The 25,237-nt window shown below is 64.7% G+C and carries 22 protein-coding genes; 15 read left to right on the top strand and 7 right to left on the bottom strand.

Annotated elements, in window-relative coordinates; genetic code table 11:
- Positions 1 to 449 precede the first annotated feature (449 nt).
- On the top strand, positions 450 to 4,349 hold the full coding sequence (gene purL / locus QYE47_RS13015; RefSeq protein WP_070383511.1) for a phosphoribosylformylglycinamidine synthase: 3,900 nt from the start codon (positions 450 to 452) through the stop codon (positions 4,347 to 4,349).
- A 3-nt stretch (positions 4,350 to 4,352) separates the two neighbouring features.
- The gene (locus QYE47_RS13010) at positions 4,353 to 4,664 is read left to right on the top strand and encodes an NGG1p interacting factor NIF3 (protein WP_070383512.1); all 312 of its coding nucleotides are present in this window, start codon (positions 4,353 to 4,355) and stop codon (positions 4,662 to 4,664) included.
- Between the two features lie 103 nt (positions 4,665 to 4,767).
- On the opposite strand, the gene tatC is transcribed toward QYE47_RS13010, so the two are convergent.
- Genes tatC through tatA form a run of 3 tightly spaced genes read right to left on the bottom strand, consistent with a single transcriptional unit; the run spans position 4,768 to position 6,049 of the window.
- The gene (gene tatC, locus QYE47_RS13005) at positions 4,768 to 5,529 is read right to left on the bottom strand and encodes a twin-arginine translocase subunit TatC (RefSeq protein ID WP_070383513.1); all 762 of its coding nucleotides are present in this window, start codon (positions 5,527 to 5,529) and stop codon (positions 4,768 to 4,770) included.
- Positions 5,526 to 5,816, bottom strand: coding sequence for a Sec-independent protein translocase protein TatB (gene tatB / locus QYE47_RS13000; protein ID WP_014589882.1), 291 nt, complete (start codon positions 5,814 to 5,816; stop codon positions 5,526 to 5,528). The genes tatC and tatB overlap by 4 nt, the downstream gene beginning before the upstream one ends.
- The gene (gene tatA, locus QYE47_RS12995; protein ID WP_070383514.1) at positions 5,816 to 6,049 is read right to left on the bottom strand and encodes a twin-arginine translocase TatA/TatE family subunit; all 234 of its coding nucleotides are present in this window, start codon (positions 6,047 to 6,049) and stop codon (positions 5,816 to 5,818) included. The genes tatB and tatA overlap by 1 nt, the downstream gene beginning before the upstream one ends.
- Before the next feature lie 145 nt (positions 6,050 to 6,194).
- Here tatA and gspK point away from each other — a divergent pair, with 145 nt between their 5' ends.
- Positions 6,195 to 7,160, top strand: coding sequence for a type II secretion system minor pseudopilin GspK (gene gspK / locus QYE47_RS12990; RefSeq protein ID WP_070383515.1), 966 nt, complete (start codon positions 6,195 to 6,197; stop codon positions 7,158 to 7,160).
- A 118-nt stretch (positions 7,161 to 7,278) separates the two neighbouring features.
- Here the strand turns inward: gspK and QYE47_RS12985 are convergent, their stop codons facing one another.
- A complete protein-coding gene (locus tag QYE47_RS12985; RefSeq protein ID WP_014589884.1) occupies positions 7,279 to 9,354 on the bottom strand; it encodes a PhoX family phosphatase in 2,076 nt (691 codons plus the stop codon).
- 224 nt (positions 9,355 to 9,578) lie between these two features.
- Between QYE47_RS12985 and QYE47_RS12980 the strand changes: the two genes are divergently transcribed.
- From QYE47_RS12980 to QYE47_RS12925, 12 genes are read left to right on the top strand one after another with little or no spacing between them, the layout of a single operon-like run.
- The gene (locus QYE47_RS12980) at positions 9,579 to 11,219 is read left to right on the top strand and encodes a lipoprotein UxpA (RefSeq protein ID WP_070383516.1); all 1,641 of its coding nucleotides are present in this window, start codon (positions 9,579 to 9,581) and stop codon (positions 11,217 to 11,219) included.
- Positions 11,216 to 11,641: a pilus assembly protein PilZ gene (locus QYE47_RS12975; protein WP_076402619.1), complete on the top strand. Its 426-nt coding sequence runs from the start codon at positions 11,216 to 11,218 to the stop codon at positions 11,639 to 11,641. The genes QYE47_RS12980 and QYE47_RS12975 overlap by 4 nt, the downstream gene beginning before the upstream one ends.
- A 21-nt stretch (positions 11,642 to 11,662) precedes the next feature.
- Positions 11,663 to 13,399 carry a type II secretion system secretin GspD gene (gene gspD / locus QYE47_RS12970; protein WP_070383518.1) on the top strand — a complete coding sequence of 579 codons (1,737 nt, stop codon included), beginning with the start codon at positions 11,663 to 11,665 and terminating at the stop codon, positions 13,397 to 13,399.
- Entirely contained in the window at positions 13,399 to 14,847 is a 1,449-nt protein-coding gene (locus tag QYE47_RS12965) for a GspE/PulE family protein (RefSeq protein ID WP_019438122.1), read from the top strand. Before gspD ends, QYE47_RS12965 begins: the two co-directional genes overlap by 1 nt.
- 3 nt (positions 14,848 to 14,850) lie before the next feature.
- Positions 14,851 to 16,053: a type II secretion system inner membrane protein GspF gene (gene gspF, locus QYE47_RS12960; protein WP_070383519.1), complete on the top strand. Its 1,203-nt coding sequence runs from the start codon at positions 14,851 to 14,853 to the stop codon at positions 16,051 to 16,053.
- A 17-nt stretch (positions 16,054 to 16,070) separates the two neighbouring features.
- Entirely contained in the window at positions 16,071 to 16,505 is a 435-nt protein-coding gene (gene gspG / locus QYE47_RS12955) for a type II secretion system major pseudopilin GspG (protein ID WP_003254997.1), read from the top strand.
- 2 nt (positions 16,506 to 16,507) lie between these two features.
- The gene (gene gspH, locus QYE47_RS12950) at positions 16,508 to 16,939 is read left to right on the top strand and encodes a type II secretion system minor pseudopilin GspH (protein ID WP_003254996.1); all 432 of its coding nucleotides are present in this window, start codon (positions 16,508 to 16,510) and stop codon (positions 16,937 to 16,939) included.
- Positions 16,936 to 17,304, top strand: coding sequence for a type II secretion system protein GspI (locus tag QYE47_RS12945; RefSeq protein WP_014589890.1), 369 nt, complete (start codon positions 16,936 to 16,938; stop codon positions 17,302 to 17,304). The genes gspH and QYE47_RS12945 overlap by 4 nt, the downstream gene beginning before the upstream one ends.
- Positions 17,301 to 17,891 carry a type II secretion system protein gene (locus QYE47_RS12940; protein ID WP_014589891.1) on the top strand — a complete coding sequence of 197 codons (591 nt, stop codon included), beginning with the start codon at positions 17,301 to 17,303 and terminating at the stop codon, positions 17,889 to 17,891. The genes QYE47_RS12945 and QYE47_RS12940 overlap by 4 nt, the downstream gene beginning before the upstream one ends.
- Positions 17,888 to 18,964 (top strand): type II secretion system protein GspL, encoded by a 1,077-nt coding sequence (locus QYE47_RS12935; protein ID WP_014589892.1) that lies wholly within the window; start codon positions 17,888 to 17,890, stop codon positions 18,962 to 18,964. Before QYE47_RS12940 ends, QYE47_RS12935 begins: the two co-directional genes overlap by 4 nt.
- Entirely contained in the window at positions 18,961 to 19,347 is a 387-nt protein-coding gene (gspM, locus tag QYE47_RS12930; protein WP_014589893.1) for a type II secretion system protein GspM, read from the top strand. The genes QYE47_RS12935 and gspM overlap by 4 nt, the downstream gene beginning before the upstream one ends.
- Positions 19,344 to 20,006, top strand: coding sequence for a hypothetical protein (locus tag QYE47_RS12925; RefSeq protein ID WP_014589894.1), 663 nt, complete (start codon positions 19,344 to 19,346; stop codon positions 20,004 to 20,006). Before gspM ends, QYE47_RS12925 begins: the two co-directional genes overlap by 4 nt.
- Positions 20,007 to 20,425: 419 nt before the next feature.
- On the opposite strand, the gene QYE47_RS12920 is transcribed toward QYE47_RS12925, so the two are convergent.
- The 3 genes from QYE47_RS12920 to QYE47_RS12910 all read right to left on the bottom strand — a co-directional run bounded on the left by QYE47_RS12920 (position 20,426) and on the right by QYE47_RS12910 (position 24,964).
- Entirely contained in the window at positions 20,426 to 21,187 is a 762-nt protein-coding gene (locus QYE47_RS12920) for a siderophore-interacting protein (RefSeq protein ID WP_014589895.1), read from the bottom strand.
- Entirely contained in the window at positions 21,180 to 21,725 is a 546-nt protein-coding gene (locus QYE47_RS12915; protein WP_014589896.1) for a PadR family transcriptional regulator, read from the bottom strand. The genes QYE47_RS12920 and QYE47_RS12915 overlap by 8 nt, the downstream gene beginning before the upstream one ends.
- Before the next feature lie 89 nt (positions 21,726 to 21,814).
- On the bottom strand, positions 21,815 to 24,964 hold the full coding sequence (locus tag QYE47_RS12910) for a biosynthetic peptidoglycan transglycosylase (RefSeq protein WP_014589897.1): 3,150 nt from the start codon (positions 24,962 to 24,964) through the stop codon (positions 21,815 to 21,817).
- Positions 24,965 to 25,237: the final 273 nt, after the last annotated feature.

The following is a 25,237-nucleotide window of genomic DNA, read 5'->3' as shown; positions in this document are numbered from 1 at the left end:
GAATCCCACAGGCATAATTGGCCCGAAACAAACGTAGGAGCGGGTTTACCCGCGAAGCGCCGCGCGGGCGGCGCTCGATCTTATAGGCGCAGAATGTGTCGAGCCGGACACTTGGCGGCGCTCGATTTCACAGGCGCAGAATGTCTTAAGGCGGACACCTGCGGCGCTCGATCTCACAGGCGCTGAATGTCTTAATGCGGACACCCGGCGGCGCTCGATCTCACAGGCGCTGAATGTGTCGAGCCGGACACCTGGCGGCGCTCGATCTCGTCTCGAGCCGGACACCCGGCGCCGCTCGATCTCGTCTCAAGCCGGACACCTCTGAAAACTGACCCCGAAGTCCGGTTCCGCCGCCCGGCAGGCGTGGCTTAGAGCAGGTGCCGAAAGCCATCGAATTAGGCTAGAATGCACGGCCTCTAAGCACACCCCTTCCTGAGGCTGTCCCGACGATGTTGATCCTGCGCGGCGCTCCTGCCCTTTCTGCCTTTCGCCACGGTAAATTACTCGAGCAACTGAGCCAGAAAGTCCCCGCTGTTACTGGTTTGTATGCCGAATTTGCCCACTTCGCCGATGTCGACGGCGAGCTGACCGCCGACCAGCAGCAGGTGCTGGGCCGTCTGCTCAAGTACGGCCCGAGCGTGCCGGTACAGGAGCCGACCGGCCGCCTGTTCCTGGTCGTCCCGCGCCTGGGCACCATTTCGCCCTGGGCCAGCAAGGCCAGCGACATCGCCCACAACTGCGGCCTGCAGTCGATCCAGCGCCTGGAGCGCGGCATCGCCTACTACGTGGCCGGCACCCTGAGCGACGCTGACGCCGCCCTGATCGCCGCCGAACTGCACGACCGCATGACCCAGCGTGTGCTCAGCCAGCTGGAGCAGGCCGCTGACCTGTTCAGCCACGCCAAGCCCAAGCCAATGACCTCGGTCGACATCCTGGCCGGCGGCCGTGACGCCCTGGCCAAGGCCAACATCGACCTGGGCCTGGCCCTGGCCGAAGACGAGATCGACTACCTGGTCAATGCCTTCCAGGGCCTCAAACGCAACCCGAACGACATCGAACTGATGATGTTCGCCCAGGCCAACTCCGAGCACTGCCGCCACAAGATCTTCAACGCCAGTTGGGATATCGACGGCCAGGCCCAGGAAAAAAGCCTGTTCGGCATGATCAAGAACACCTACCAGATGCACAACGAAGGTGTGCTGTCGGCGTACAAGGACAACGCCTCGGTGATCGTCGGCAACGTTGCCGGCCGCTTCTTCCCGAACCCTGAAACCCGCCAGTACGGCGCGGTGCAGGAGCCGGTGCACATCCTGATGAAGGTGGAAACGCACAACCACCCGACCGCCATCGCCCCGTTCTCTGGCGCCTCCACCGGCTCCGGTGGCGAAATCCGCGACGAAGGTGCTACCGGCCGTGGCGCCAAGCCCAAGGCCGGCCTGACCGGCTTCACCGTGTCCAACCTGCGCATCCCGGGCTTCGAACAGCCTTGGGAGCAGGCCTATGGCAAGCCTGAGCGTATCGTCGACGCCCTCGACATCATGATCGAAGGCCCTCTTGGCGGCGCTGCGTTCAACAACGAATTCGGCCGCCCGGCACTGACCGGTTACTTCCGTACCTTCGAGCAAGCCATCAACACCCCGCACGGTGAAGAAGTGCGCGGCTACCACAAGCCGATCATGCTCGCCGGCGGTATGGGCAACATCCGTGAAGACCACGTGCAGAAGGGCGAAATCACTGTCGGCGCCAAGCTGATCGTGCTCGGTGGCCCGGCCATGCTGATCGGCCTGGGCGGTGGCGCTGCTTCGTCGGTGGCTACCGGTGCCAGCTCGGCTGACCTGGACTTCGCTTCGGTACAGCGCGAAAACCCTGAAATGGAGCGCCGTTGCCAGGAGGTCATCGACCGTTGCTGGCAGCTGGGCGACGAAAACCCGATCGCCTTCATCCACGACGTGGGCGCTGGCGGTATTTCCAACGCCTTCCCTGAGCTGGTCAACGACGGTGGCCGCGGTGGTCGCTTCGAGCTGCGCAACGTGCCCAACGACGAGCCGGGCATGGCCCCGCACGAAATCTGGAGCAACGAATCGCAAGAGCGTTACGTGCTGGCCGTCAGCGCGGTCGACTTCGAGCGCTTCAAGGCCATCTGCGAGCGCGAGCGTTGCCCGTTTGCCGTGGTCGGTGAAGCCACTGAAGAACCGCACCTGACCGTCAGCGACAGCCACTTCGGTAACACGCCGGTGGACATGCCGCTTGACGTGCTGCTGGGCAAGCCGCCGCGCATGCACCGTTCGGTGACCCGCGAGGCCGAGCTGGGCGATGACTTCGACCCGAGCGAACTGGACCTGGACAGCGCCGTCCAGCGCGTGCTGAACCACCCGGCCGTGGCCAGCAAGAGCTTCCTGATCACCATTGGCGACCGCACCATCACCGGCCTGGTTGCCCGCGACCAGATGGTCGGCCCGTGGCAGGTTCCGGTGGCTGACTGCGCCGTTACCGCCACCAGCTTCGACGTCTACACCGGTGAAGCCATGGCCATGGGCGAGCGTACGCCGCTGGCGCTGCTGGATGCCCCGGCGTCCGGCCGCATGGCCATCGGCGAAACCCTGACCAACCTGGCGGCTTCGCGCATCGAAAAACTGTCCGACATCAAACTGTCGGCCAACTGGATGTCCGCTGCTGGTCACCCAGGTGAAGACGCACGCCTGTACGACACCGTGAAGGCTGTCGGCATGGAGCTGTGCCCGGAGCTGGGCATCACCATTCCGGTCGGCAAAGACTCGATGTCGATGAAGACCAAGTGGAGCGACGAGGGCGTCGAGAAGAGCGTCACCTCGCCGATGTCGCTGATCATCACCGGCTTCGCCCCGGTCACCGACATCCGCAAGACCCTGACCCCGCAACTGCGCATGGACAAGGGCGAGACCGACCTGATCCTGATCGACCTGGGCCGCGGCAAGAACCGCATGGGCGCCTCGATCCTGGCCCAGACCTACGGCAAGATCGCTGCCCAGGCACCGGACGTTGACGACGCCGAAGACCTCAAGGCCTTCTTCGCCGTGATCCAGGGCCTGAACGCCGACGGCCACCTGCTGGCCTACCACGACCGTTCTGACGGCGGCCTGGTCACCACCGTGCTGGAAATGGCCTTCGCCGGCCACTGCGGCCTCGACTTGCAACTCGACCCACTGACCGACAGCAAGGGCGAAGTGCCGGCCATCCTCTTCAACGAAGAGCTGGGTGCTGTGATCCAGGTTCGCCAGGATGCTACCCCGGACGTGCTGGCACAGTTCAGCGCTGCAGGCCTGGGTGAAGAGTGCGTCGCGGTGATCGGCAAGCCGGTCAACAACGCTGAAGTGACCATCAGCCTGAACGGCGAAGTGCTGTTCGACGATGACCGTCGCATGCTGCAGCGCCAGTGGGCTGAAACCAGCTACCAGATCCAGCGCCTGCGCGACAACGCCGACTGCGCTGACCAGGAATTCGACCTGCTGCTCGAGGAAGACAACCCGGGCCTGTCGGTGAAGCTGGGCTTCGACGTCAACGACGACATCGCCGCACCGTACATCAAGAAGGGCGTGCGCCCGCAAGTGGCCATCCTGCGCGAGCAGGGCGTCAACGGCCAGGTCGAGATGGCTGCTGCCTTCGATCGCGCCGGCTTCGCCGCCATCGACGTGCACATGAGCGACATCCTCGCTGGCCGTGTCGACTTCGAAGCCTTCAAGGGCCTGGTCGCCTGTGGCGGCTTCTCGTACGGTGACGTGCTGGGCGCTGGCGAAGGCTGGGCCAAGTCGGCGCTGTTCAACGCCCGTGCCCGTGACGCCTTCCAGGCCTTCTTCGAGCGTACCGACAGCTTCGCCCTGGGCGTGTGCAACGGTTGCCAGATGATGTCCAACCTGCACGAGCTGATCCCGGGCACCGAGTACTGGCCGCACTTCGTGCGCAACCGCTCGGAGCAGTTCGAGGCCCGCGTGGCCATGGTCGAAGTGCAGAAGTCCAACTCGATCTTCCTGCAGGGCATGGCCGGTTCGCGCATGCCGATCGCCATCGCCCACGGCGAAGGCCATGCCGAGTTCGCCAGCGAAGAAGCATTGCTGGAAGCCGATGTGTCCGGTTGCGTGGCCCTGCGCTACGTCGACAACCATGGCAAGGTCACCGAAGCCTACCCGGCCAACCCGAACGGCTCGCCGCGTGGTATCACCGGCCTGACCAGCCGCGACGGCCGCGTGACCATCATGATGCCGCACCCGGAGCGTGTGTTCCGCGCTGTGCAGAACTCCTGGCGCCCGGACGAGTGGCAGGAAGATGCCGCGCTGATGCGTATGTTCCGCAACGCGCGGGTGTGGGTGAACTAAGGCGTGTACAAGCTCGCCTTCTTCGTCCCCGTCAGCCATGTCGAAGTGGTCAAGGCCGCTGTGTTCGCTGCTGGCGGCGGGCGCATCGGTGACTATGACCACTGCGCCTGGCAAACCCTTGGCCAGGGCCAGTTCCGCCCGTTGGACGGCAGCCAGCCGTTCCTCGGGCAAACCGGCCAGGTCGAGGTGGTGGAAGAGTGGAAGGTGGAGCTGGTGGTGGCTGACGAGCTGATTGTGCAGGTCGTCGCTGCGCTCAAGCAGAGCCACCCGTACGAGACGCCAGCCTATGAAGTCTGGCGGCTCGCCGAGGTCTAGAACGCATCACGGCTATTCGCGGGCACGCCCGCTCCCACAGGGATATCACAATCTTCAGAACCTGTGATATCCCTGTGGGAGCGGGCGTGCCCGCGAAAGGGCCCTACAATCCAGCCACAATCTCCTTGCCTGGCTCCGGCCGCTTCAACATTCCACAAGCCAGCAACCCCACCTCGAACAGCACCCACATCGGCACTGCCAGCATCGTCTGCGAAAACACATCCGGCGGTGTCAGGATCATCCCCACCACAAAGCAGCCGACGACCACGTAGGGCCTGCTGCGCCGCAATGTGGCCACATCGGCCAACCCCACCCAGACCACGATGAACGTCGCCACCGGGATCTCGAAGGCCAACCCGAACGCCAGGAACAGCGCCAGGATAAAGTCCAGGTACTGGCTGATATCGGTCATCATCGCGACGCCGTCCGGGGTCACGCTGGCAAAGAAACCGAACATCATCGGGAACACGAGGAAGAACGCGAACGCCATGCCGGTATAGAACAGCACGATGCTCGATACCAGCAGCGGCAGGGCAATGCGCCGTTCACGGCGGTACAGCCCCGGCGCCAGAAAGCCCCAGGCCTGATGCAGCAGCAGCGGCATGGCCAGGAACAGGGCGCACATCGCGGTCAGCTTGAACGGTGTCAGAAAGGGCGAGGTGACGCTGGTGGCGATCATGCTCGCGCCTTCCGGCAAGAAGCGCCGCAGCGGCTCGGAGATGAGCGTGTACAGCGTCTGGGCGAAGGGGAACAGGCCAGCGAACACCAAAGCCACCAGCGCCAGGCAACGCACCAGGCGTTTGCGCAGGTCGCGCAGGTGTTCGGTCAGCGGCATGCTCGCCGCAGGGTCCATGGCAATACTCATGAAGCATTTTCCTTGGGCAGCGCGGCCGTGGCCGCATCATTGGCCGGTTCCGCGTTCAGGCTGATGCCCTGGCGGATCTCCTGTTCCAGGCGCTGCAAAGGTGCGTTGTCGAGGTTGGGCATCTCGATTTCGCGCTCCACCTGCGTGCGCAAGGCGTGCATGGCCCGGCGCGCCTGGCCCAGGCCGCGCCCGAGGGTACGGGCTGCCACCGGCAGGCGCTCAGGGCCCAGCACCAACAGAGCGACGACGCCGATCAGCAGCAACTCGCTGAAGCCTACCTCGAACATCAGGCCTGGCGGTCCGCTTGAGTTTGTTGCGCAGCTTGGCCGTTCAGCGGGCACTGTTGCTGCACTTGCGCCTGGCCAGCGGCGCTGGCGTCATTGTCGCCGCCCATGGACTTACGAAAGCCCTGGATCGCCTCGCCCACATCGCTACCCAAGCCCTTCAGGCGTTTGGTACCAAACAGCAAGAACACGATCAGCAGTACGATCACCAGTTGCCAGATTCCAATGCCACCCATAGCGACCACTCCTGTAAGGTCATGAAAAGGAAGGGCAATCCTGCCTTGCCCAGATGACGTGCACATGACGAACGGGCATTGCCATCTACCTGAAACACCCCGCGTGTTGACTGGCGTTTTTATTCCGCGAGCGAGGCACGCACGGATGGGTGGAAGGCAACAGCAGGGTGCGGCCCTGTTGATGGTGATGGTGGTGCTGGCAATGCTGGCGGCGGGCATGGCCTGGCTGGTGGAAGATGGCCGGCGCCAGGTGGATGAAGTACGCCTGCTGCACCAGCGGGTGCAGGTGCGGGCCATGGAGCAGGCCGGCCTGGCCTACGCCGCGCAGGCCCTGCGTGACCCCGCCTGGCGGCTTAGTCCGCTGTTCTGGCAAGCCTTGCGCGGGCAGCCGCTGAACTACGACTTTGGTGCTGGCCAGGCGCAGTTGTGGGTACGCGACCAGCACACCTGCTTCAACGTCAATGCGTTGCTGGGTGCCGATGGCGAGCGCGCCGAGCGCCAGTTGCGTTACCTGCTGGGCGACGACATGGCCGCAGAACGCCTGGTCGACGCCTTGGCTGACTGGCTCGACGCCGACAGCGATGCGCACCTGCAGGGCGCCGAAAGCGCCCAGTATCTGCGCCAGCAACCACCCCGGCTGGCGGCCAATCAGCCGATGCTCGACACCAGCGAGCTGAACCTGCTGCTGGAGCCGGACGCCAGCCGCCAGGCACGGTACCCGATGCTCTGTGCGTTGCCGCAGACCACCGGCTGGCGGCTGAATGCCAATGCCTTGGGGTTGGAGCATCTGCCCCTGCTGGAGGCGCTGTATGAAGGGCGATACTCGCGTTCGTTGCTCAGCCGCATTGTCAGCGGCAGGCCGGCGTCGGGGTATGTGGACGCGGCTGCACTGCGTCAGGCGCTGGGGGCGGTGGATGACGAAACGTTCGAACGGTTGAGCGAAGGGCTGCTGCTCAACAGCGGGCATTTTCTGTTGCAGCTGTCGTTCGAGGAAGAGGGGCGGGTGATGCGCAGCGAGTTCCAGGTGGAGGCGCTGGGGGTGGTGCAATGGCATGCCCGGGTGCCCGCGCAGCAAGTGCGGGTGCGTAGCCGGGAGCCAATAGCCTGGTAACGTTCACGGGCAAGCCCGCCCCTACGCCGGTTTTGAAACCCGTGAGATCCCTGTAGGAGCGGGCTTGCCCGCGAAGAGGCCGGTACAGCCAGCAAAAGGCTGGCTGACCGGTACTGGATCAAACGGTGCCGATCTCACCGCCATCGATCCGCTGGATCACCACCGTCGAAGCCCGCGGCCGTACGGTAGCCCCAGCCGGCGTCGCATCGGTCGCCTTGTCGGTATACGGCCAGTTGTCAGGGTGTTGAATGTTGACGAACAGCGTCTTGTTGTCCGGGGTAAAGGTAATACCGGTCACCTCGCAACCATTTGGCCCGACGAAGAAGCGCCGCAGGTCCACCTGGTTCTGTGCGTTCACCGGCACCTGCTTGCCGCTGGCATCCACCAGGTCGGTAGGGATCACCGCCAGCAGCTGGTCGTTGGTGTAGTCGGTCAAGGTGCTTTCGCCGTTATCGGTCTCGAACCACAGCACGCCGCGGCTATCGAAGCTCATGCCGTCGGGGCTGGCGAACTGGTTCAGTTCGGTCAGGCCGGAGCGGTTGATGTCGGCGGTACCGGCAGCGTTGGCGCCGAAGACGAAGATGTCCCAGGTAAAGCTCAGCTGGTCGTCGCTTTCGTGCCAGCGAATGATGTGACCATGTCGGTTCGGGCCGCGTGGGTTCGCTGCATCGACCTTTTCCGGGGTACGTGCACTGTTGTTGGTCAGGGTCAGGTACACGTCGCCGTTCAGCGGGTTGACTGTCGTCCATTCCGGACGGTCCATCGGCGTTGCGCCCACGGCATCGCCAGCACCACGGGTGTTGAGGATGATGCCCGGCAGGTCACCATACAGCGCACCTAGGGTGCTGCCGCCCGTGGTGGCGGTGGCCACGTCCAGCAGCAGCCATACGCCGGTGCCGTCGGCATTGAAGCGGGCTACGTAGAGCTTGCCCTGGTCGAGGTACTTGGCGCCGGTGGCCAGGCGGTCGGCCGGGGTGGCGTCGGCGGGATCCCACACGGCGGTAGACACCCACTTGTACAGGTACTCGTTGTTCGAGTCGTCACCCATGTACCACACCAGCGGCTTGCCGGCGACTGGCAGGCCGGGGGCGCAGCCCTCGTGGCGGAAACGGCCCAGTGCGGTGCGTTTGGTGGCCAGGGTGCTGCTGTTGTACGGGTCGATCTCGACAATGTAGCCGTAGGTGCTGGCTTCGTTGCGGTAGTCGTCGGTGGCGCTGGCGCCTTTGACCGTTACGTCGAAACGGGCGAATTCGTCGTCCACTTCGCTGCTGTCACCGGCAGCGGTTTCCCACTTGTACTGGCCGCTGGAGGTGCCCACGCCAATGCGGCGCTGGTCCTCGGGGCGGGTGCCCTTGTTGACGAAGATGCCCGGCCAGTTCTCTTCGCAGGTCAGGTAGGTGCCCCACGGGGTGTAGCCGTTGCCGCAGTTGTTGTTGGTGCCGCGGCAGTGGGTGCCGGCGGTGGAGTACTTGGTCTTGACGTGGTCGCTGCCACGCAGCGGGCCGGTGATTTCCATGCGCGAAGCGGTAGTGAAACGGCGGTTCAGCGGGTCGTTGTCGACAACCTGCCAGCGGCCGTTGATTTTCTGCAGGCGCACTACGCCAGCGCCATGTGCGTTGATTTCCTTGCGTACTTCTTCGACCGGGCGCTTGCCGTTGACATCGGTGGTCGGGCCGGCCGGGTGCAGGGCGGCGGTGTCGATGTACTCGAAATTGATCGCCAGCAGGCCGTCTTCCGAGCTGCCGTTGATGGGGAAGAAGTGCATGCCGTCGTGGTGCATGCCCATGGCGTTGGCCTGGTCGGTCGAGGTGTTGCTGCCGTCGGACTTCCACGGGTTGCCGTTGCTGTTCAGTGGCGTACCCCAGGGCGCCAGCACGTAGGCGCTATAGCCGGCGGCGACCACACAGGCGTCGGTGCGCGAGCCTGGGATGGACTGGAAGCCCAGTGCCAGTTTGGGCACTTCCGGCTCGGTGACTGGCGGTTCGGTCACCGGGGGCTCGGTGACCGGATCATCGTGATCGGAACCACCACCGTCGAAGCAGCCTGTCAGGCCGGTACCGGCGATCATGGCGATGGCGGCGCCCAGGCTGCCGCGCATCACGCTGCGGCGGCTCAGGTAGGCGTCCATGACGTTGGCCATCGGCAGGTTGCCGCTTTGGTTCCGGTCCAGGTTGTCGCCGGTATCTCGACTCATCAGGGTGTCCTTGTGTTCGCTGAGTTGGAGGAAACCGCGACTTTAAGGCGCAAGTGTGATGATTCCTTGGCAGAAATATTAACGAGCTTTTAAAACTGTCTGATCTTAGATTGGTGATCTACAGATCAATTTGGAATTGCTGTCGGATTTCTGCCATCAAACTGTAATGCCAACGCCGCAACATCCGGGTCCCTGAATGGACGTGGATAAGGATGGCGGATGCGATGGCGAGCAATGTGCACAGGCGCGAAGTGATCGGCTGGATGGGTATCGGTGCCTTGGCACCGCTGCTCGGCGCCTGCACAGCCTTCCCAGGGCAGCAGGGCGGCAATGCCCAGCTCGACTTGCTGTACGTCGCCGATACCCTTGATGCCCGCCAGCCTGGCCAGGCGGTGGTACCGGCTACCCGGTTGGGGCCGGTCAGCCACTTGGGCCGTGCGCCCTGGATGACCGGCCGCAGCGCCAGTATCGCCTACCCGCAACTGGCGCCGCTGCTCGATGCCCGCCAGGCAACGACAGCCCAGCTGGGCGGTTATGCGGTGCTCGCGGCGTTGCTAGAACAACTGCGTGGCGAGGCCGGTGCGGGCAACAGCCTGACCCTGGAAAACGGCCAGGGCTGGAATGGCAGTGGCCTGGCCTACCTGACCCAGGGCGAAAGTGGTGTGCAAGGCAGCCAGCTGCTGGGCATCGAAGCGCGGGTCAGCAGCGACGAGCGTGTGCTGTGGCCGCAACGCAGCACGGGCCTGTATCGCCAGGCCAGCGCCATTACCCTCGGCGCTGGGCTGGCTGACGCACAACGCCAGGCACTTGGCCTGGAAGCCTTGCATGTTTTTGAGCGCGGCGGTGCCCGTATCGCAGTGGTTGGCGTGACCGACCCCTACGCCCAGGACCAGAAAGCCTCTCTCAAACAGTGGTACCAGTCACTGCAGCCGGTCTTCGAGCAAGCCCGGCGCGAGGCTGACCTGGTGGTGGCCATGGCCGATGCAGGCACGGGCCCCGGCCTGTGGCTGGCTGAACGGGTGCCGCAAGTCGACGTGCTGTTGTGCGCCCGTGGTCAGGACCTGTGGCCCGCGCCGGTCGAGGTCACCCAGGCCAGCGGTCGCCGTGTACCGGTGCTGTTTGCCGGCTGCCGGGGCAGCGGTGCCTTCCGCCTGCGCTGCCAGCGTGTGGCCGGCCAGTGGCAGTTCGACGGGCGTTTTTTCCCGGCCTTTGAACAACAACTGGTGCCTGCTGCGCAGCTGCGTGTCGCGCAACTGCAGGCGCAACTGCGCCAGCAACGTGCCGGCCACGCGGCCTGGCTCGACCAGCCGCTGGCCCGCGCGCCCCAGGCTTTGTGGCGCCGCGATACCCGTGGCGGCAGCTGGGACCGCCTGCTGCATCAAGCCTTGGCCGACGATAGCAGCATGCCCGTGTTGTTGCCGGGCCTGCGTTATGACTACCCGCTGTCAGCGGGGGCGTCTATTACCCGCGAACACCTGATCAGCCTCACCGGTGGCTACCCGGCGCCAGTGGTCGAAGCACCGGCCAGGCAGGTCGAGCAAGTGCTGGAAAACGCCGCTGAGCAATTGTTCGGTGACCCGCTGCTGCTGGACAACAGCCAGGACCTGCCGCGCTGGCAGGGCCAGGCCTGGAGCGTCAGCTACAGCCCGCAAGGTAAGCGCATCACTGGGCTGGAGCCGGTGCAGGGCCTGTGCCGCACCTTTGGCCTGCAATTCGAAAGCCAGGCCGGCGAGCCACTGTGGCAGCGGGTCGAAGCCTGGCTGGCCCGCCAGCCTGACAACTGGCAACTGGCGCCGCTGCAACTGCCCGAAGTGCGTTACGTGCAGGGGCACCCAGGCTGGCACCCACGGCAGTTGGCCTCGTGATGCTCACCTCGCGCCTGCTCACCGGCGCTGGCCTGACCCTGGCCGGCTGGCTGTCTGCGCAGTGTGTGCTGCAGTTGAGCCGGCAGCCACAAACGGCCACGGCGCCTGCGGCGGCCGACAGCCCGCTGCCCGGGCTGATGGTCGGTCACTGGCAAGCGCAGCCCGACGACGGCGCCATCGCCATCACCCGTCTGCCGCTGCAATACCTCGGCGGCCTCAAGGCCCAGCCATTGGCCTCCAGTGTGGTGGTGCTGCGCTACGGCGAGCACGTGCGCACCTTGGCTCGCGGTCAGCGCCTGGCGCCAGGGATCGTGCTGCAGGACATTGACAGCGATGGCCTGATTTTCAACAACCAGGGGCGGCGTGAGCGCCTGCCCTGGCCGCCACGCCCCGCCGTGACCGGCTTCAAGCGGCAAGGATGAACGATGCCTGTTAGATACTGCATGGCGGCTGCGCTGAGCCTGGCCTTGTCCATCGCCTATGCCCAAGAGCCGGTGTTCGATGACAACGGTACGCCGGTGTACGAAGTGAATTTCGTCGATACCGAACTCGGCGAGTTCATCGACAGCGTGTCGCGCATCACCGGCACCACCTTTATCGTCGACCCCCGGGTCAAGGGCAAGGTCACGGTGCGCACCGTGGACCTGCACGACGCCGACGCCATCTACGACATCTTCCTGGCCCAACTGCGCGCCCAGGGCTATGCCACCGTCGACCTGCCCAACGGCAGCGTGAAAATCGTGCCCGACCAGGCCGCGCGCCTGGAGCCGGTGCCAGTGGAGGCGGGCGGGCAGCAGGGCGAGGGCAGCGACAGCGTGGCCACCCGCGTATTCAGCGTGCGCAACGCCGCCAGCGAACAGGTACTGGGCATCCTCAAACCGCTGATCGACCCTCGGGTTGGGGTTATTACACCTTACCCGGCGGCGCACCAGTTGGTGGTGACTGACTGGCGCAGCAACCTCGAACGCATCGCCAGCCTGCTGCGCCAGCTCGACCGCCCTCAAGAGGCACCGGGCAGCGGCAGCACCCAGGTGATCTACCTGCGCCATGCCAATGCCGGTGAAGTGGTCAAGGTGCTGCGAGGGCTCAGCCAGGACGGTGCGGTGCCGGCTGAAGGCGCGGGTGAGGCAGAGGGCAAGGACAGGCCCGTGATGGCAGCCGCCGGTGGCTCGGGCATCCGCCTGGAATACGAAGAAGGTACCAATGCCGTGGTCATGGTGGGCCCCGACAGCGAGCTGGCGGCGTACCGGGCCATTGTCGAGCAACTGGACATTCGCCGTGCCCAGGTGGTGGTCGAAGCGATCATCGCCGAGGTGTCCGACAGCAGCGCCCAGGAGCTGGGCGTGCAGTGGCTGTTCGCCGACGAGAAGTTCGGCGCCGGTATTGTCAACTTCGGCAGTAACGGGGTGAATATCGCCAGCATTGCCGGGGCCGCCGCCAGTGGCGACAACGAGGCCCTGGGCGATCTGTTGTCCACCACCACCGGTGCCACGGCAGGCATCGGCCATTTCGGCGGTGGCTTCAACTTCGCCATGCTGGTCAACGCGCTGAAGGGCAAGAGCGGCTTCAACCTGCTGTCCACGCCCACCTTGCTGACCCTGGACAACGCCGAAGCGTCGATCCTGGTCGGCCAGGAGGTGCCCTTCGTCACCGGCTCCGTGACGCAGAACAACGCCAACCCGTACCAGACCATCGAGCGCAAGGAAGTCGGGGTGAAGCTGCGCATCAAGCCGCAGATCAATGTCGACAACAGCGTGCGCCTGGACATCGTTCAGGAGGTGTCGTCGATTGCCGATACCAGCTCGGCCAGCGACGTGATCACCAACAAGCGCGAGATCAAGACCAAGGTCATGGTCGAGGACAACGGCCTGGTGATACTCGGCGGCCTGATCAGCGACGAGTTGAGTACCAGCGACCAGCGTGTGCCACTGCTCGGCGACATTCCTTATCTTGGCCGGTTGTTCCGCTCCGATGCCACCAGGAACACCAAGCAGAACCTGATGGTGTTCATCCGCCCGCGCATTCTGCGCGACGGGCCGAGCCTGGCGGGCCTCAGTGAAGACAAGTACCGCACCCTGCAGCAGACCACACCGCTGCAATTGCCGGACCTTGCAGAGGGTACGCCGCTGTTGCAGGTATTCCCCTCCAGCCGCGCACGCCTGGAAGGCGGTGACTGGTGATGCTGCCCTATCGCCAGGCACGGCAGAGCGGAGTGGCCATGGCCCCGGCAGAGCAGGGCTGGCAGCTATGGCTGCGGCCCGACGCCGACAATGCCCAGTTGCAGGAACTGCTGCGTGTGCATGGCCAGCCAAGCCTGCTCGAATACCTGGAGCCTGCGCTGTTCAACGAACGCCTTGGCCAGCTGTACCAGGCCGGCGATGCCGCCACCGAAGCGCTGATCGAAGGTATCGGCGACCAGGTCGACCTGGATAGCCTGATGAGCGAGATGCCGCGCATCGAAGACCTGCTGGAAAGCGACGACGAAGCCCCGGTAATCCGCCTGATCAACGGCCTGTTCGGCCAGGCGCTGCGGCTGCGCGCCTCGGACATCCATATCGAGACCTTCGAGCAGAGCCTGGTGGTGCGCTTGCGGGTCGATGGCCACCTGCGCGAGGTGCTGCGTCCACCGCGTGCGTTGTCGGCCATGCTGGTGTCACGGATCAAGGTCATGGCCCGCCTGGACATCGCGGAAAAGCGCCAGCCCCAGGACGGCCGCATCACCTTGCGCGCGGCGGGGCGCGAAGTGGACGTGCGGGTCTCGACCTTGCCCGGCATCCACGGCGAGCGGGTGGTGATGCGCGTGCTCGACAAGCAGGCCAACCTGCTGGCGCTGGATAACCTGGGCATGCCGGCAGCGGTCTTGCAGGGCCTGCGCAGTTGCCTGGCGCGGCCCAACGGCATCGTGTTGTCCACCGGGCCGACCGGTTCGGGCAAGACCACGACCCTGTACGCCAGCCTGAACAGCCTCAACGATGGCAGCCGCAACATCCTCACCGTCGAGGATCCGGTGGAGTACGCCATCGCCGGCATTGGCCAAACCGCCATCAACCCGCGTGCCGGGCTGACGTTTGCCAGTGGCCTGCGCGCCATCCTGCGTCAGGACCCTGACGTGATCATGCTCGGCGAAATCCGCGATCAGGAGACTGCACAGATCGCCGTGCAGGCCAGCCTCACCGGCCACCTGGTGCTGTCGACCTTGCACACCAACAGCGCGGTAGGCGCAGTGACCCGCCTGCGCGACATGGGCATCGAGCCCTTCCTGATCGCCTCGTGCCTGCGCGGCGTCCTGGCTCAGCGCCTGGTGCGGCGTTTGTGCAGCTGTGCCGTGGCGCATCCGCTACAGGTTGCCGAGCGCGAGCTGTGGCCTGAGCTGGCGGCGCTGGGCAGCACTTATCACGCCGTGGGTTGCGAGCAGTGCCAGGGCAGCGGTTATATGGGGCGACTGGGGCTGTACGAATTCATCGAGCTGGACGCTGGGCTCATCGGTCTGTTGTACGACGGCGCCAGTGAGCTGGCCATGCAGGATTACCTGGCTGACCGGCGCCAAAGCCTGGTAGCGATGGCCAGCGATTGCCTGGCCCGCGGTGAGACCAGCCTGGCCGAAGTGCTGCGCGTGGTGCAGGGCTAAGGCATGCCGACCTATCGCTACCAGGCCGTTGACCTTGCCGGCAAATCGCACAAGGCCAGCCTGCAGGCTGACAGTGAACGCCACGCTCGCCAGCTGTTGCGCGAACAGGGCCTGTTCGCCCGCCAGTTGCAGCGTCATGACGCCGGCAGCCGACAGCCCCGACGCCAGCGCCTGAGCCGCGCCCAGCTGTGTGAGCTGACCCGTCAGCTGGCCACCTTGACCGGGGCCGGCATTCCCTTGGTCGATGCCCTTGCCACCCTTGAACGGCAACTGCGTCAGCCTGCCCTGCACAGTGTGCTGGTGGCCTTGCGCGGCTCACTGGCCGAAGGCCTGGGCCTGGCCCGCAGCCTGGCCCGGCAGGGCGCACCGTTCACTGGCTTGTACTGCGCGCTGGTCGAGGCCGGCGAACGTTCCGGGCACCTGGCCCAGGTGCTGACCCGCTTGGCCGACCACCTGGAGCAGGTGCAACGCCAGCAACACAAGGCCCGCACAGCGCTGATCTACCCCGCTGTGCTGATGGGTGTGTCGCTGGCCGTGGTGATTGGCCTGATGACGTTCGTCGTGCCCAAACTCACCGAGCAATTCGCCCATGCCGGGCAAAGCCTGCCGCTGATCACCTCGTTGCTGATCGGCCTGAGCCAGGGGCTGGTGCACGCCGGGCCCTGGTTGTTAGGGGTGGCGCTGTTGCTCGGGGGGCTGGCTGGCTGGTTGTTGCGCAAACCGCACTGGTGCCTGCGTCGCGACCAGCTGCTGCTGCGCCTGCCGCGTATTGGCAGCCTGCTGCAGGTGCTGGAGAGCGCGCGCCTGGCGCGCAGCCTGGCGATTCTCTGTGGCAGTGGCGTGGCCCTGCTCGAAGCCTTGCAAGTGGCCACCGAAACCATCGGCAACCGGCGTATCCGCCTGGCCATGGAGCAGGTGCGCCAACACGTGCAGGGCGGCACCAGCCTGCACCGTGCGCTGGATGCCAGCCAGCAATTCCCGCCGCTGCTGGTGAACATGGTCGGCAGCGGCGAGGCCAGCGGCACCCTGGCGGACATGCTCGAGCGCGTGGCCGACGACCAGGAGCGCGGCTTTGCCCGCCAGGTCGATACCGCCATGGCGCTGTTCGAACCCCTGATGATCCTGGTGATGGGCGCCGTGGTGCTGTTCATCGTGCTGGCGGTGCTGCTGCCGATCATGCAACTCAACCAGGGCCTGCAATTGTGACGACAAGGAGTATTGCCATGCAGCATCGACGTAACCGCCAACGCGGCTTCACCCTCATGGAAATCATGGTGGTGATCTTCATCATCGGCCTGCTGATTGCCGTGGTGGCGCCCAGCGTGCTGGGCAACCAGGACAAGGCCATGAAGCAGAAGGTGATGGCCGACCTGGCCACCCTGGAGCAGGCGCTGGACATGTATCGCCTGGACAACTTGCGCTTCCCCAGCAACGAACAGGGCCTGGCCGCGCTGGTGAAAAAGCCGGCTCAGGAGCCGCTGCCTCGGGCCTGGCGCAGTGATGGCTATGTGCGTCGACTGCCGGAAGACCCGTGGGGCACCCCGTACCAGTACCGCATGCCCGGGGAACATGGCCGGGTCGATGTGTACTCGCTGGGCGCCGATGGCCTGCCGGGCGGCGAAGGCCAGGATGCCGACCTGGGTAACTGGGCGCTGTAACGGTGCGTCATCAGCGCGGCTTCAGCCTGATCGAACTGTTGGTGGTACTGGCCATTGCCGGGCTGATGACCGGGCTGGCGGTGGCCGGCCTTGGCAACGGCCAGGCCAGTGTCGAGCAGGCCCTGCAACGGCTGGCGGTCGAGGTCCGTGGCCAGGCCGCGCTGGCCCGGCATGCCGGGCAACTGCGCGGGCTGCGCTGGAATGGCCAGCGACCGGAGTTCGTCCGCCGCGAGGGCAATGCCTGGGTGGTCGAAGCGGTCCCGCTCGGCGACTGGCCCAAGGGCCTGCACCCGGACTGGCCGGCCAGCCCGCAACCGCGCGTACTGTTCACGCCGCATGGCTGGGCGCAGGCGGGTAGCGTGCGCTGGCGCTGGGCCGATGGCAGTCAGCAATGGGCCTGGAGCCGCACCGATGGCATGTGGGTAGTGCCATGAAGCAAGCACAGCGTGGTTTCACTCTGCTGGAGGTGACCGTAGCCCTGGCAATCGCTGCCGTGCTGGCAGTGATCACCAGCCAGGTGCTGCGCCAGCGGCTTGCAGTGCAGGACAACCTGCAACAGCACCGTCTTGGCCTGTTGTGCGCGCGTGAGCTGCAAGCCCGCTTTGCCGTCGAGCAGTACTGGCCTGCCGAAAACCAGGTAGCCGGCGAGCTCGGCCAAGGTGGCCAACTCTGTCATTGGCAATTGCAACTGCGTCGCACCGGCGTGCGAGACCTGCGCCGTGGCGAACTGCAATTGTTCGCCGACCGCGACCAGCGCCTGCCACTGGGCCAGTACACCGTGTTTCTGGAGCGCCCATGAAACACCGCCAAACCGGCCTGACCCTGATCGAACTGATGGTCGCCCTGGCCCTGACAGCCGTGCTCGGCATCATGCTGGCCGCGCTGGTCAATGGCTGGCTGAAGGTGCGCGAACGCCTGCAGGATACCACTCGGCAAACCTCGGTGCTGGACTTTTGCCTGGCCCTGGAGCGGCGCTTCGACAGCCCGGTGCTGCGCCGTGTCTACGACCAGCGTCTGCCGCTGGCCAGCCGTTGGCTGGACTGGCAGCCCGCCAGCAATCAGTTGCTGTGGGTCGCCAGCACCGGCCTGCCGGCAGCCGAAGGTGGCTCGCGCCTGCAACGCCAGCGCCTGCGGTTCGAGGCGCGTGAGCAACGCCTGCTGCTGGAAAGCTCGGCCGATTTGTACGCCGCCGTCGCCCCGCGCTGGGTACAGCGCGAACGACTCGACCAGGTCAGTGCCATGAACGTTCTGTATTACCAGGGCGGCCGATGGCTGGCCTGGCCTTCTGACCAACCGGTGCACCCAGGCCGTGGTGTGCGTCTGGAACTGCTGCGTGATGGAGCCCCCTATGTCTGCACCTTCGCCCTCCCATGGGGGCGCTCATGAAACTTGAATGGCGGCGGCGTACGCCGGCCCAGGCGTGGCTGCTGCTGCGCCCGGGGGCTGTCTGGCACTGGGCGCTGGTTCAGGACGGTATTTTGCAAAGCGAGGGGCAGGGCGAGCCACCGGCCAACCCGCAGGCCCATGTTGCGCTGGTCCTGCCTGCCGAGGCGTGCAGCCATTTTCGCGTGCCGGCCCCGCCCGGGCTCAAGCGCGAAGAGTGGCCTTTGCTGCTTGAGGATCGCTTGCTGCAGGCCCCGCATGAGGTGGCCTGTGCTTGCCTGGCCCGTGAACCCGGGTACCTTCGTCTGTTGGTAGTGGCGCGTCAGCAGCTGGATGACTGGCGTGGCCAATGTGGCGAATGGGGCTTGCAGACGGTACGTTGCTGGGCGGAGCTGCAGCTGCTGCCATCACCCGAGCCAGGATGCGCCTGGCAATGGCAACGCACCCCCGGCATGTCGCTCTACAAAGGCTTGGCCGAAGATGGACAGGAGCACTGGCTGGCGTGGCCTGATGCCTTGGGTGGCGTGCCGCAGCCACCGTGGGCAGGGCTGCACAAAACGTCGCTGAGCGGCAATTGGCCAACCGTATTTGCGCCACTCGACATAATGCCCGGCCTGTTCGACCGCGCCCGCAAGGTGCGCTCGTTGCCGGCGGCCTCCCGCCAGCAGCAGCGGCTGCTGGCAGCTTGCCTGGTGCTGGCCACCGTTTGGGGTGGCCTGTGGTTGAGCCAGCAATGGCGTCAGGCGCAAGTCTGGCGTAGCCAGGTCGTTGCCGTGACCGGCGAGCAGGCCAGCCCTCGGCACGCGGCACAGGCCCTCAAGCGCCTGCGCGAGAGCGTACTGCAGCAGCAACTGCGTACACGTCAGCTAGACGACCTGCAGGCTCGCTTGCAGACCTGGCTGCGTGACAACCCCGGCTTGCGCCTGCAAGCGGTGCGCTTCGATGGCCAGCGTTGGCACCTGCGCCTGAAGGGCGAGGGCAGTGCGCCGCCATGGCGTGATATGGCGGCTGCCGCTGGCGCCACAGTGCAGGTTCAAGATGGCCAAGTGATCTTCGACCTGGGAGCAGCCTCATGAACCGCGACTGGCTACAGCGTCATCGCTTCACGTTCGCCTGGGGGCTGATCGCCCTGCTGCTGGCCTTCCTGGCCCTGCGCGAAGGCATTGCGCAATGGCGCATGCTTGGCCAGTGGCGTGTGCTGGCCGAACAGGCGGCCAGCTTGCAAGGCGGGCCCGGTTTGAACCTGGAGCGGCTACGTCAGTCGGCCCTGGCGCGTGGGGTTGAACTGATCGAAGTCGATACGCAAGGCAAGGCCTGGCAACTGCGTGGGCAGGTGGCCGATGAGCGCATACTGCAAGGCTGGGTGCAGAGTCTGCGTGTAGAAGGTGCATTGCCGTTGCAATGGGGGCTGGAGCAGCAGGGCAAGGCTTTGCGATTCGACCTGGTGGTGCAGCCATGAGCCGCAGTGCAGCAATGGCCTGGGTGTTACTGGTATTCGTGCTCACGCTGTTTATCGAGCTTCCGGCCAATTGGGTGGTGCGTGCGTTCGGCCTGCCGGTACGTGATGTCGGCGGAAGCCTTTGGCAAGGGCAGGCACAACAATGGGGGCCGGTCGGGCCTTTGCGCTGGACGGTGCAGCCCTGGCGCTTGCAGGCGAATGCGCAAGTGGGATTCCAGGGCCAGGCCTGGCAGTTGCGTGCAGAAGGCTGGCCCTGGCATTGGCGGCTTGAGGCATCAGCCAAGGGAGCTTTGGCGACGGTCTCGACGGATTACCGCCTGGCCGGCCAGTGGCAGGGTGTGTTGAGGATGCAGGGGGCAGGGCGCCAATGCCAGGCCAGTGAAGGCCGCGTGATCGTAACCGACCTAGCCCTCAGCGACCCTTGGTCCCTAGGCCTTGGGCACGGCTGGCTGGAAATGGATTGCCGTAGTGGCTGGCACCTGCGCGGGCAGTTGGCGCAGCAAGGGCAACATCAACTGGCCGTGGATGCCGACCTGCCAGGACGCCAGGCGCAGGTGGTGTTCCAGCTGCAGCCTGAAGCGCAGTTGACGCCATTGTTGCGTGGGGCTCAATGGCTCGGGCCGCAGGCCCTGGCGGGGCAGCGAGACCTTCGTTGGTGAGCAACTACGTGGCGCCGCCTCCTGTAGATGCTCTGTGGGCGGTAGAGCTTTTCTGAGGTGCTCGGGGCTGAAGCGCTTGGTCGTATCAATGGTGCATACCCGCGAAGCAGGCGGCGCGTTGCTTGGCACCGGCTGGGCCGGTGTTCGCGGGTGAACCCGCTCCTACAACGGCCTGTGCCCAACAATCGATTTGTGTCCAACCACCGATTTGTGCCCAACCGCCGATTTGTGTCCAACCACCGATTAGTGTCCAACCGCCGATTTGTGTCCAACCGCCGATTTGTGTCCAACCAGCGATTTGTGTCCAACCGCCGATTTGTGTCCAACCAGCGATTTGTGCCCAACCACCGATTTGTGTCCATCCCCGATCAGTGTAGGAGCGGGCTTGCCCGCGAATACGGCAGATCAGGCAATCACGTTCACTCGTCGTCGGCAGTCCCGTTGGCCCGCCAGTAGGCTGCAGCCTTTAGCGCGTCTTCCTTTACCCCTTTCTCCAGCAACAACGCCTTGGCCTGGCGAGTCAGGGCTTTTTCCAGCGCCACCCAGGCATACAGCCGACCTTGCGGCAAGCTCAGGTTCCGCACCAGTGCCAACAAGTCTTCCTCTTGGCGACGTACCCAGATCACTTCCACCTGGGCCTTGCTTGGCAGCGGCTGGCGCTCCTGCTCGTCTTCGATCTGGATCACTGCCAGCACCTGGCGGCCCGCCGGCAACTCCTCCAGCCGACGGCCAATCGCCGGGATGGCAGTCTCATCACCGATCAGCAGGTAGTTGTCGAAAATATCCGGCACCACCAGCGAGGCCCGTGGCCCTGCGATGTCCAGGGTTTGCCCGGGCGCGGCTTGCGCGGCCCAGGTAGAGGCAGGGCCGTCGCCGTGCAGCACGAAGTCGATGTCCAGCTCATGTGCCACCAGGTCGATGCGCCGTGGTGTGTACTCGCGCATGGTGGGCCGCGCGCCACCGTCCTTGCCCAGATTACGGGCCTCGATGGCCTGTCGTTGCTCCGGCGTTTCGGCGAACAGCAGCTTGATATGGTCGTCGCTGCCCATGCTGGTAAAGCCTTGCAGCTCGGCACCCCCCAGGGTGATCCGGCGCATGCGCGGGGTCAGCTCGGTGACCCGCAGCACCTGCAGACGGCGCTGGCGGATCTCGTGGTTTACGCGGTGAATGGTGTCACTCATGGGGCGTCTCCCTGAAAGGTTCGGTGGGCCCGGAGGCGATGGCCTTGGCGGTATGGTTGAGCAGGTCACGGACCCGTTCGATTTCTTCCACTGTCCAGCGGCCGCTGTGCATGTGCAGTGCATGGCGCAGGTTGCCGACCGCTTCATGAATCTCTGGTGGGCGGTCGTGGCCGCGCAGGGCGCGTTTGCTGACCTCGATGCGCATGCGCACGCCATCCAGGGCCACTGCCTGATCCGCCAAGGCGCTGCGGCCGGCATCGGTGATGGCATACAAGCGTTTGCTGCCTTGTACCTGGCCGCTGATCAGTTCGGCCTCTTCAAGGAAGTTCAGTGTGGGGTAGATCACCCCTGGGCTTGGGCTGTAGCTGCCGTCGAACAGATTTTCGATCTGGCGGATCAGGTCGTAACCGTGGCCGGGTTGCTCGGCCAGCAAGTCCAGCATCAGCAGCTTGAGGTCACCCGGGGCGAAAACACGCGGGCCGCGCTCGCCACGGGCGGGGCGCCGCTCGAAGGGATCATGAGAGGGATGTTCGCGCATAAGGATAGGGCTCCGTCGTTTGCGATATATCGTAAGATATTACTCAAGATATATCTAAAGACAAGCCCTTCCATGCTGATGATTATCATCTACTGCGTCGATGTGTTCCCTGCCGGTGGCGGTGTGTGCAGGGCAACCTGTGGCGGCTTGCACTCATTCGGATTGCCCGGCTGCAGGTAAGGCATGAGGATCGGTGCCATGCCCTTGAGCACCTGCACCGGCAGCGCCGAGGTAAATTTGAACGCTTCTGCCGTGCGACCCGGCACGAAGGCGGTCAGCGTGCCGAAATGGTTGTCGCCAAGGAAGAACACGAAGGTGGCGGTGCGGTTCAGCGAGCGCGAGCCGATCAGCCGGCCGCCGGCGCCGAAACTCTCGATTCGGTTGTCGCCGGTACCGGTCTTGCCGCCCATCACCAGCGGCGTGCCGTCCTGCAGCTTGAAACTGCCGGAAATACGCCGCGCGGTACCTGCATCGACCACTTGCGACATGGCGCCTTTGAGGGCACGCGCCACTTCGACTGGCAGAATTCGCACGCCCCGGTCAGGGTCTGTGATCAACTTGGTCTCGTAGGGTGTATTGGCTGCAAAGTGCAGGGTGTCGATGCGCAGGGTAGGCAGGCGAACACCGTCGTTCTGGATGATCCCGACCAGTTCGGAGAGGGCAGCGGGGCGGTCGCCGGAGCTGCCGATGGCGGTGGCCAATGAGGGCACCAGGTGGTCGAATGGATAGCCCACGCGTTTCCAGCGTTGGTGGATATCGAGGAAGGCTTCGATTTCGACCATGGTGCGGATGCGGCTGTCACGAGCGCCCTGGTGGCGGCTCTTGAACAGCCAGCCGTATACCTCCTGGCGTTCGAAACGACTGGCGTTGATCATCTCGGTCAGTGTCGAGCTTGGGTTCTTCAGCAGATAGCCAAGCAGCCACAGGTCCAGCGGGTGGACCTTGGCGATGTAACCCTGGTCAGGCAGGTCGTACTTGCCGGGGCCGTAAGCTACGTACATCTCGGACAGACGGCCATCGGTCAGTTTGCCCAGCACGACCTTGTCACCCTTGAGGTGGGCACGCACGAACGCGTTGAAGGTTTCCTGGCTTGCCTCGGGGAACAGGTAGCGGTGTACCGCCGCCAACCGCTGTGGGGTCACGCGCATGCTGTCGAGGAAGGTGTCCAGGCGTTGTTGCGAGGTTTTGCGCTGGTACTTCTTCCAGAAGCGCATCAGGTAGTTGGTGCCTTCCTTGTCGGCAAAGCGCGCAAGGTACTCCTGGCGGCGCGGGTCGGCATCGTCCTTGAGCAGCGGCACGCGATTGTACGGCTGCTGGTAAGTCACGTAGCGCACCAGGTCGCGCATCAGGCGGATGAACGGCAGGTTGATCGACTCGCGCAGTGCATCCTTGAGTGTCGGGTTGCGGTTGTTGTCTTCCTTGCGGAAGTTGTTGAACACATGCATCCCGCCACCGGTGAAAAACGCTTCGCCGGTGTTGGCCGAGTACTTGCGCTCCAGGGCGGCGTCGAGCATGGCGTCCAGGCTCTGGTTTTTGCTGTTCTGCGCCAGCCATTCCAGCGACCATTGCGTGATGCGGTCGAGTTCGGCCACTTCGACCTTCTTCAGCTCGGCGGCAGGTTTGCCAGCGTACTTGTCGTGCAGCTCGGCGATAATTTCCAGGTAGGTGGTCAGTACCCGCAGCTTGGCGGTTGAGCCCAGCTCCAGCTTGCTGCCTTCATTGATGTCGAAGGGCTGGTTGGTGCTGTCGGTCTGCACCCGTACCCGCGAGCCATCGGCGGTGCGCTCGAACAAGGTGAAGCTGTAGTTCACCTGGTCGGTGGTCTTGGCGGTGAGCAGCCGCTCGCCGATCAGGCCGATCTGTGCGGCAAACTCCGGGTCGGCAAGGTTTTTCAGGTACTGGCTGACCTGTAACTGCAGGTCGGCCTGCAAGGTACTGGTGGCTGACACGTCGAGGCGGTCGAGGTCGTACAGCGGGCGGTTGAGCATGGCCGACAGGCGGTTGCGCGCCAGGCTGATGCCCTTGTTGGTGATGATCGGTACGATGGTCGGCTGCGCTACCCAGTCACGGTACACCGCCTTGCTGGCCAGCGCGGCATCGGCCAATGGCTGCTCGATGACCCTGTTGGCGGCAAGCACGCGAATGTGCGAGTCGGTGAGTTCGGCCAGCTCGACCCGGCCCTTGGACAAGTAATGCGAGGGGCGGCGCTGGGCAATCATCAGCGACAGCACCTGGCGCATAGCCAGGCCACGCGCAGCCATGCTCTCGGGGTCGGTGGCGGTGGCGTTCAGGGCCTGGTTGACCTGGTCGAAGTCGGCGCCGTACCACACCCGCAGGCCCTCGGCCATGCCATGTACCTCACCATGCCCAGGCACGGCCGACAGCGGTACGCTGTTGAGGTAGTCGCGCACGATGCGCTGGCGTGCCTCGGTGGTGTCGGGGCCGCCCTGGTAGGCACGCACGCTGGCAGAAATCATCTGCCGGATCTTCTCCGCGCCCGACACCGTCAGGCCGTCGGGTGAGTGGCGATATTTCTCCAGTTGTGTGGCCAGGGTGCTGCCGCCGGCAGACTGGCCGGGCAGGGCCAGGTACTTGGCGACCTGGCTGTAGGCGGCCTTGGCAAAGCGTGGCCAGTCCACTGCCGGGTTGTTACGTGGGTCCTTGGTATCCAGCAGGTCGCGGTTTTCGATGAACAGCAAGCTGTTGACCATCACTGGAGGGATCGCTGCAAAGTCCGGGTACAGGTGCTGGGGGTAGTTGTACTGGTACAGCGTGTCGCCGCGGCAGTCGGTGATCGACAGGCCGGCCTGGATCTTCTCTATATAGGGAGCGAACAGCCCATGTTCGACGTAGTTCATCAATGCGGGTGAGAACTTCACCTGTTCGCTGATGAGGTAGTCGCGCTTGAGCAGGCGTGGCAGGAATTCACCCAGTGCGCTATAGCCCAGGCGTTTGTCGAACGGCCCGTCACCGGGGTAGATGATGGCATCGCTGGGACCGGGTTGCAGCGAATAGGTCAGTGTACTGGCCAGTTTGCTGAACTCGCGCGATTGCAGTTCGGAGGTACGGAATTCGTCATACGCGGCAACACCGATGGCTACCAGTGCCACCAGCAGGATGAGGATGATCAGCCGCCACCATAACCGACGCTGACGGGGGGACTTGGGTTGTGGCGTCTCGGCCGGAGGTATCTCGGGTGCTTCCGTTCTGCTTGGTTCCGATTGCCACAGTGCGCCCATAATCTTCTATCCGGCCAAGTATTTTCGTCTTGCTTGTCTGAAGCTTAGACGTTGAGTGGATAGGGTGAAAAATTTGTAAGAAGAAGGAAAAAGTCATGTGGGGCTATGCGGCTTTGGTGTGGGTTCCTTCAACGGACGATGTTGCTATGGTGCCTTGGCGATTCGTGGGGCACGTTGAGGCCCCAGAGTTCTAGCCAAATTTCAGCACATATACAGTGAAAACACCTACAACGGTCTTCCTATACTGCTCGCCCCCTTCGCCCTGCCGGGCGC

Origin of the sequence: Pseudomonas sp. 2,4-D (assembly GCF_030418155.1) — a bacterium.
Classification (GTDB): Bacteria; Pseudomonadota; Gammaproteobacteria; order Pseudomonadales; family Pseudomonadaceae; genus Aquipseudomonas; species Aquipseudomonas alloputida.
This window is presented reverse-complemented; position numbering and strand designations above follow the sequence as displayed.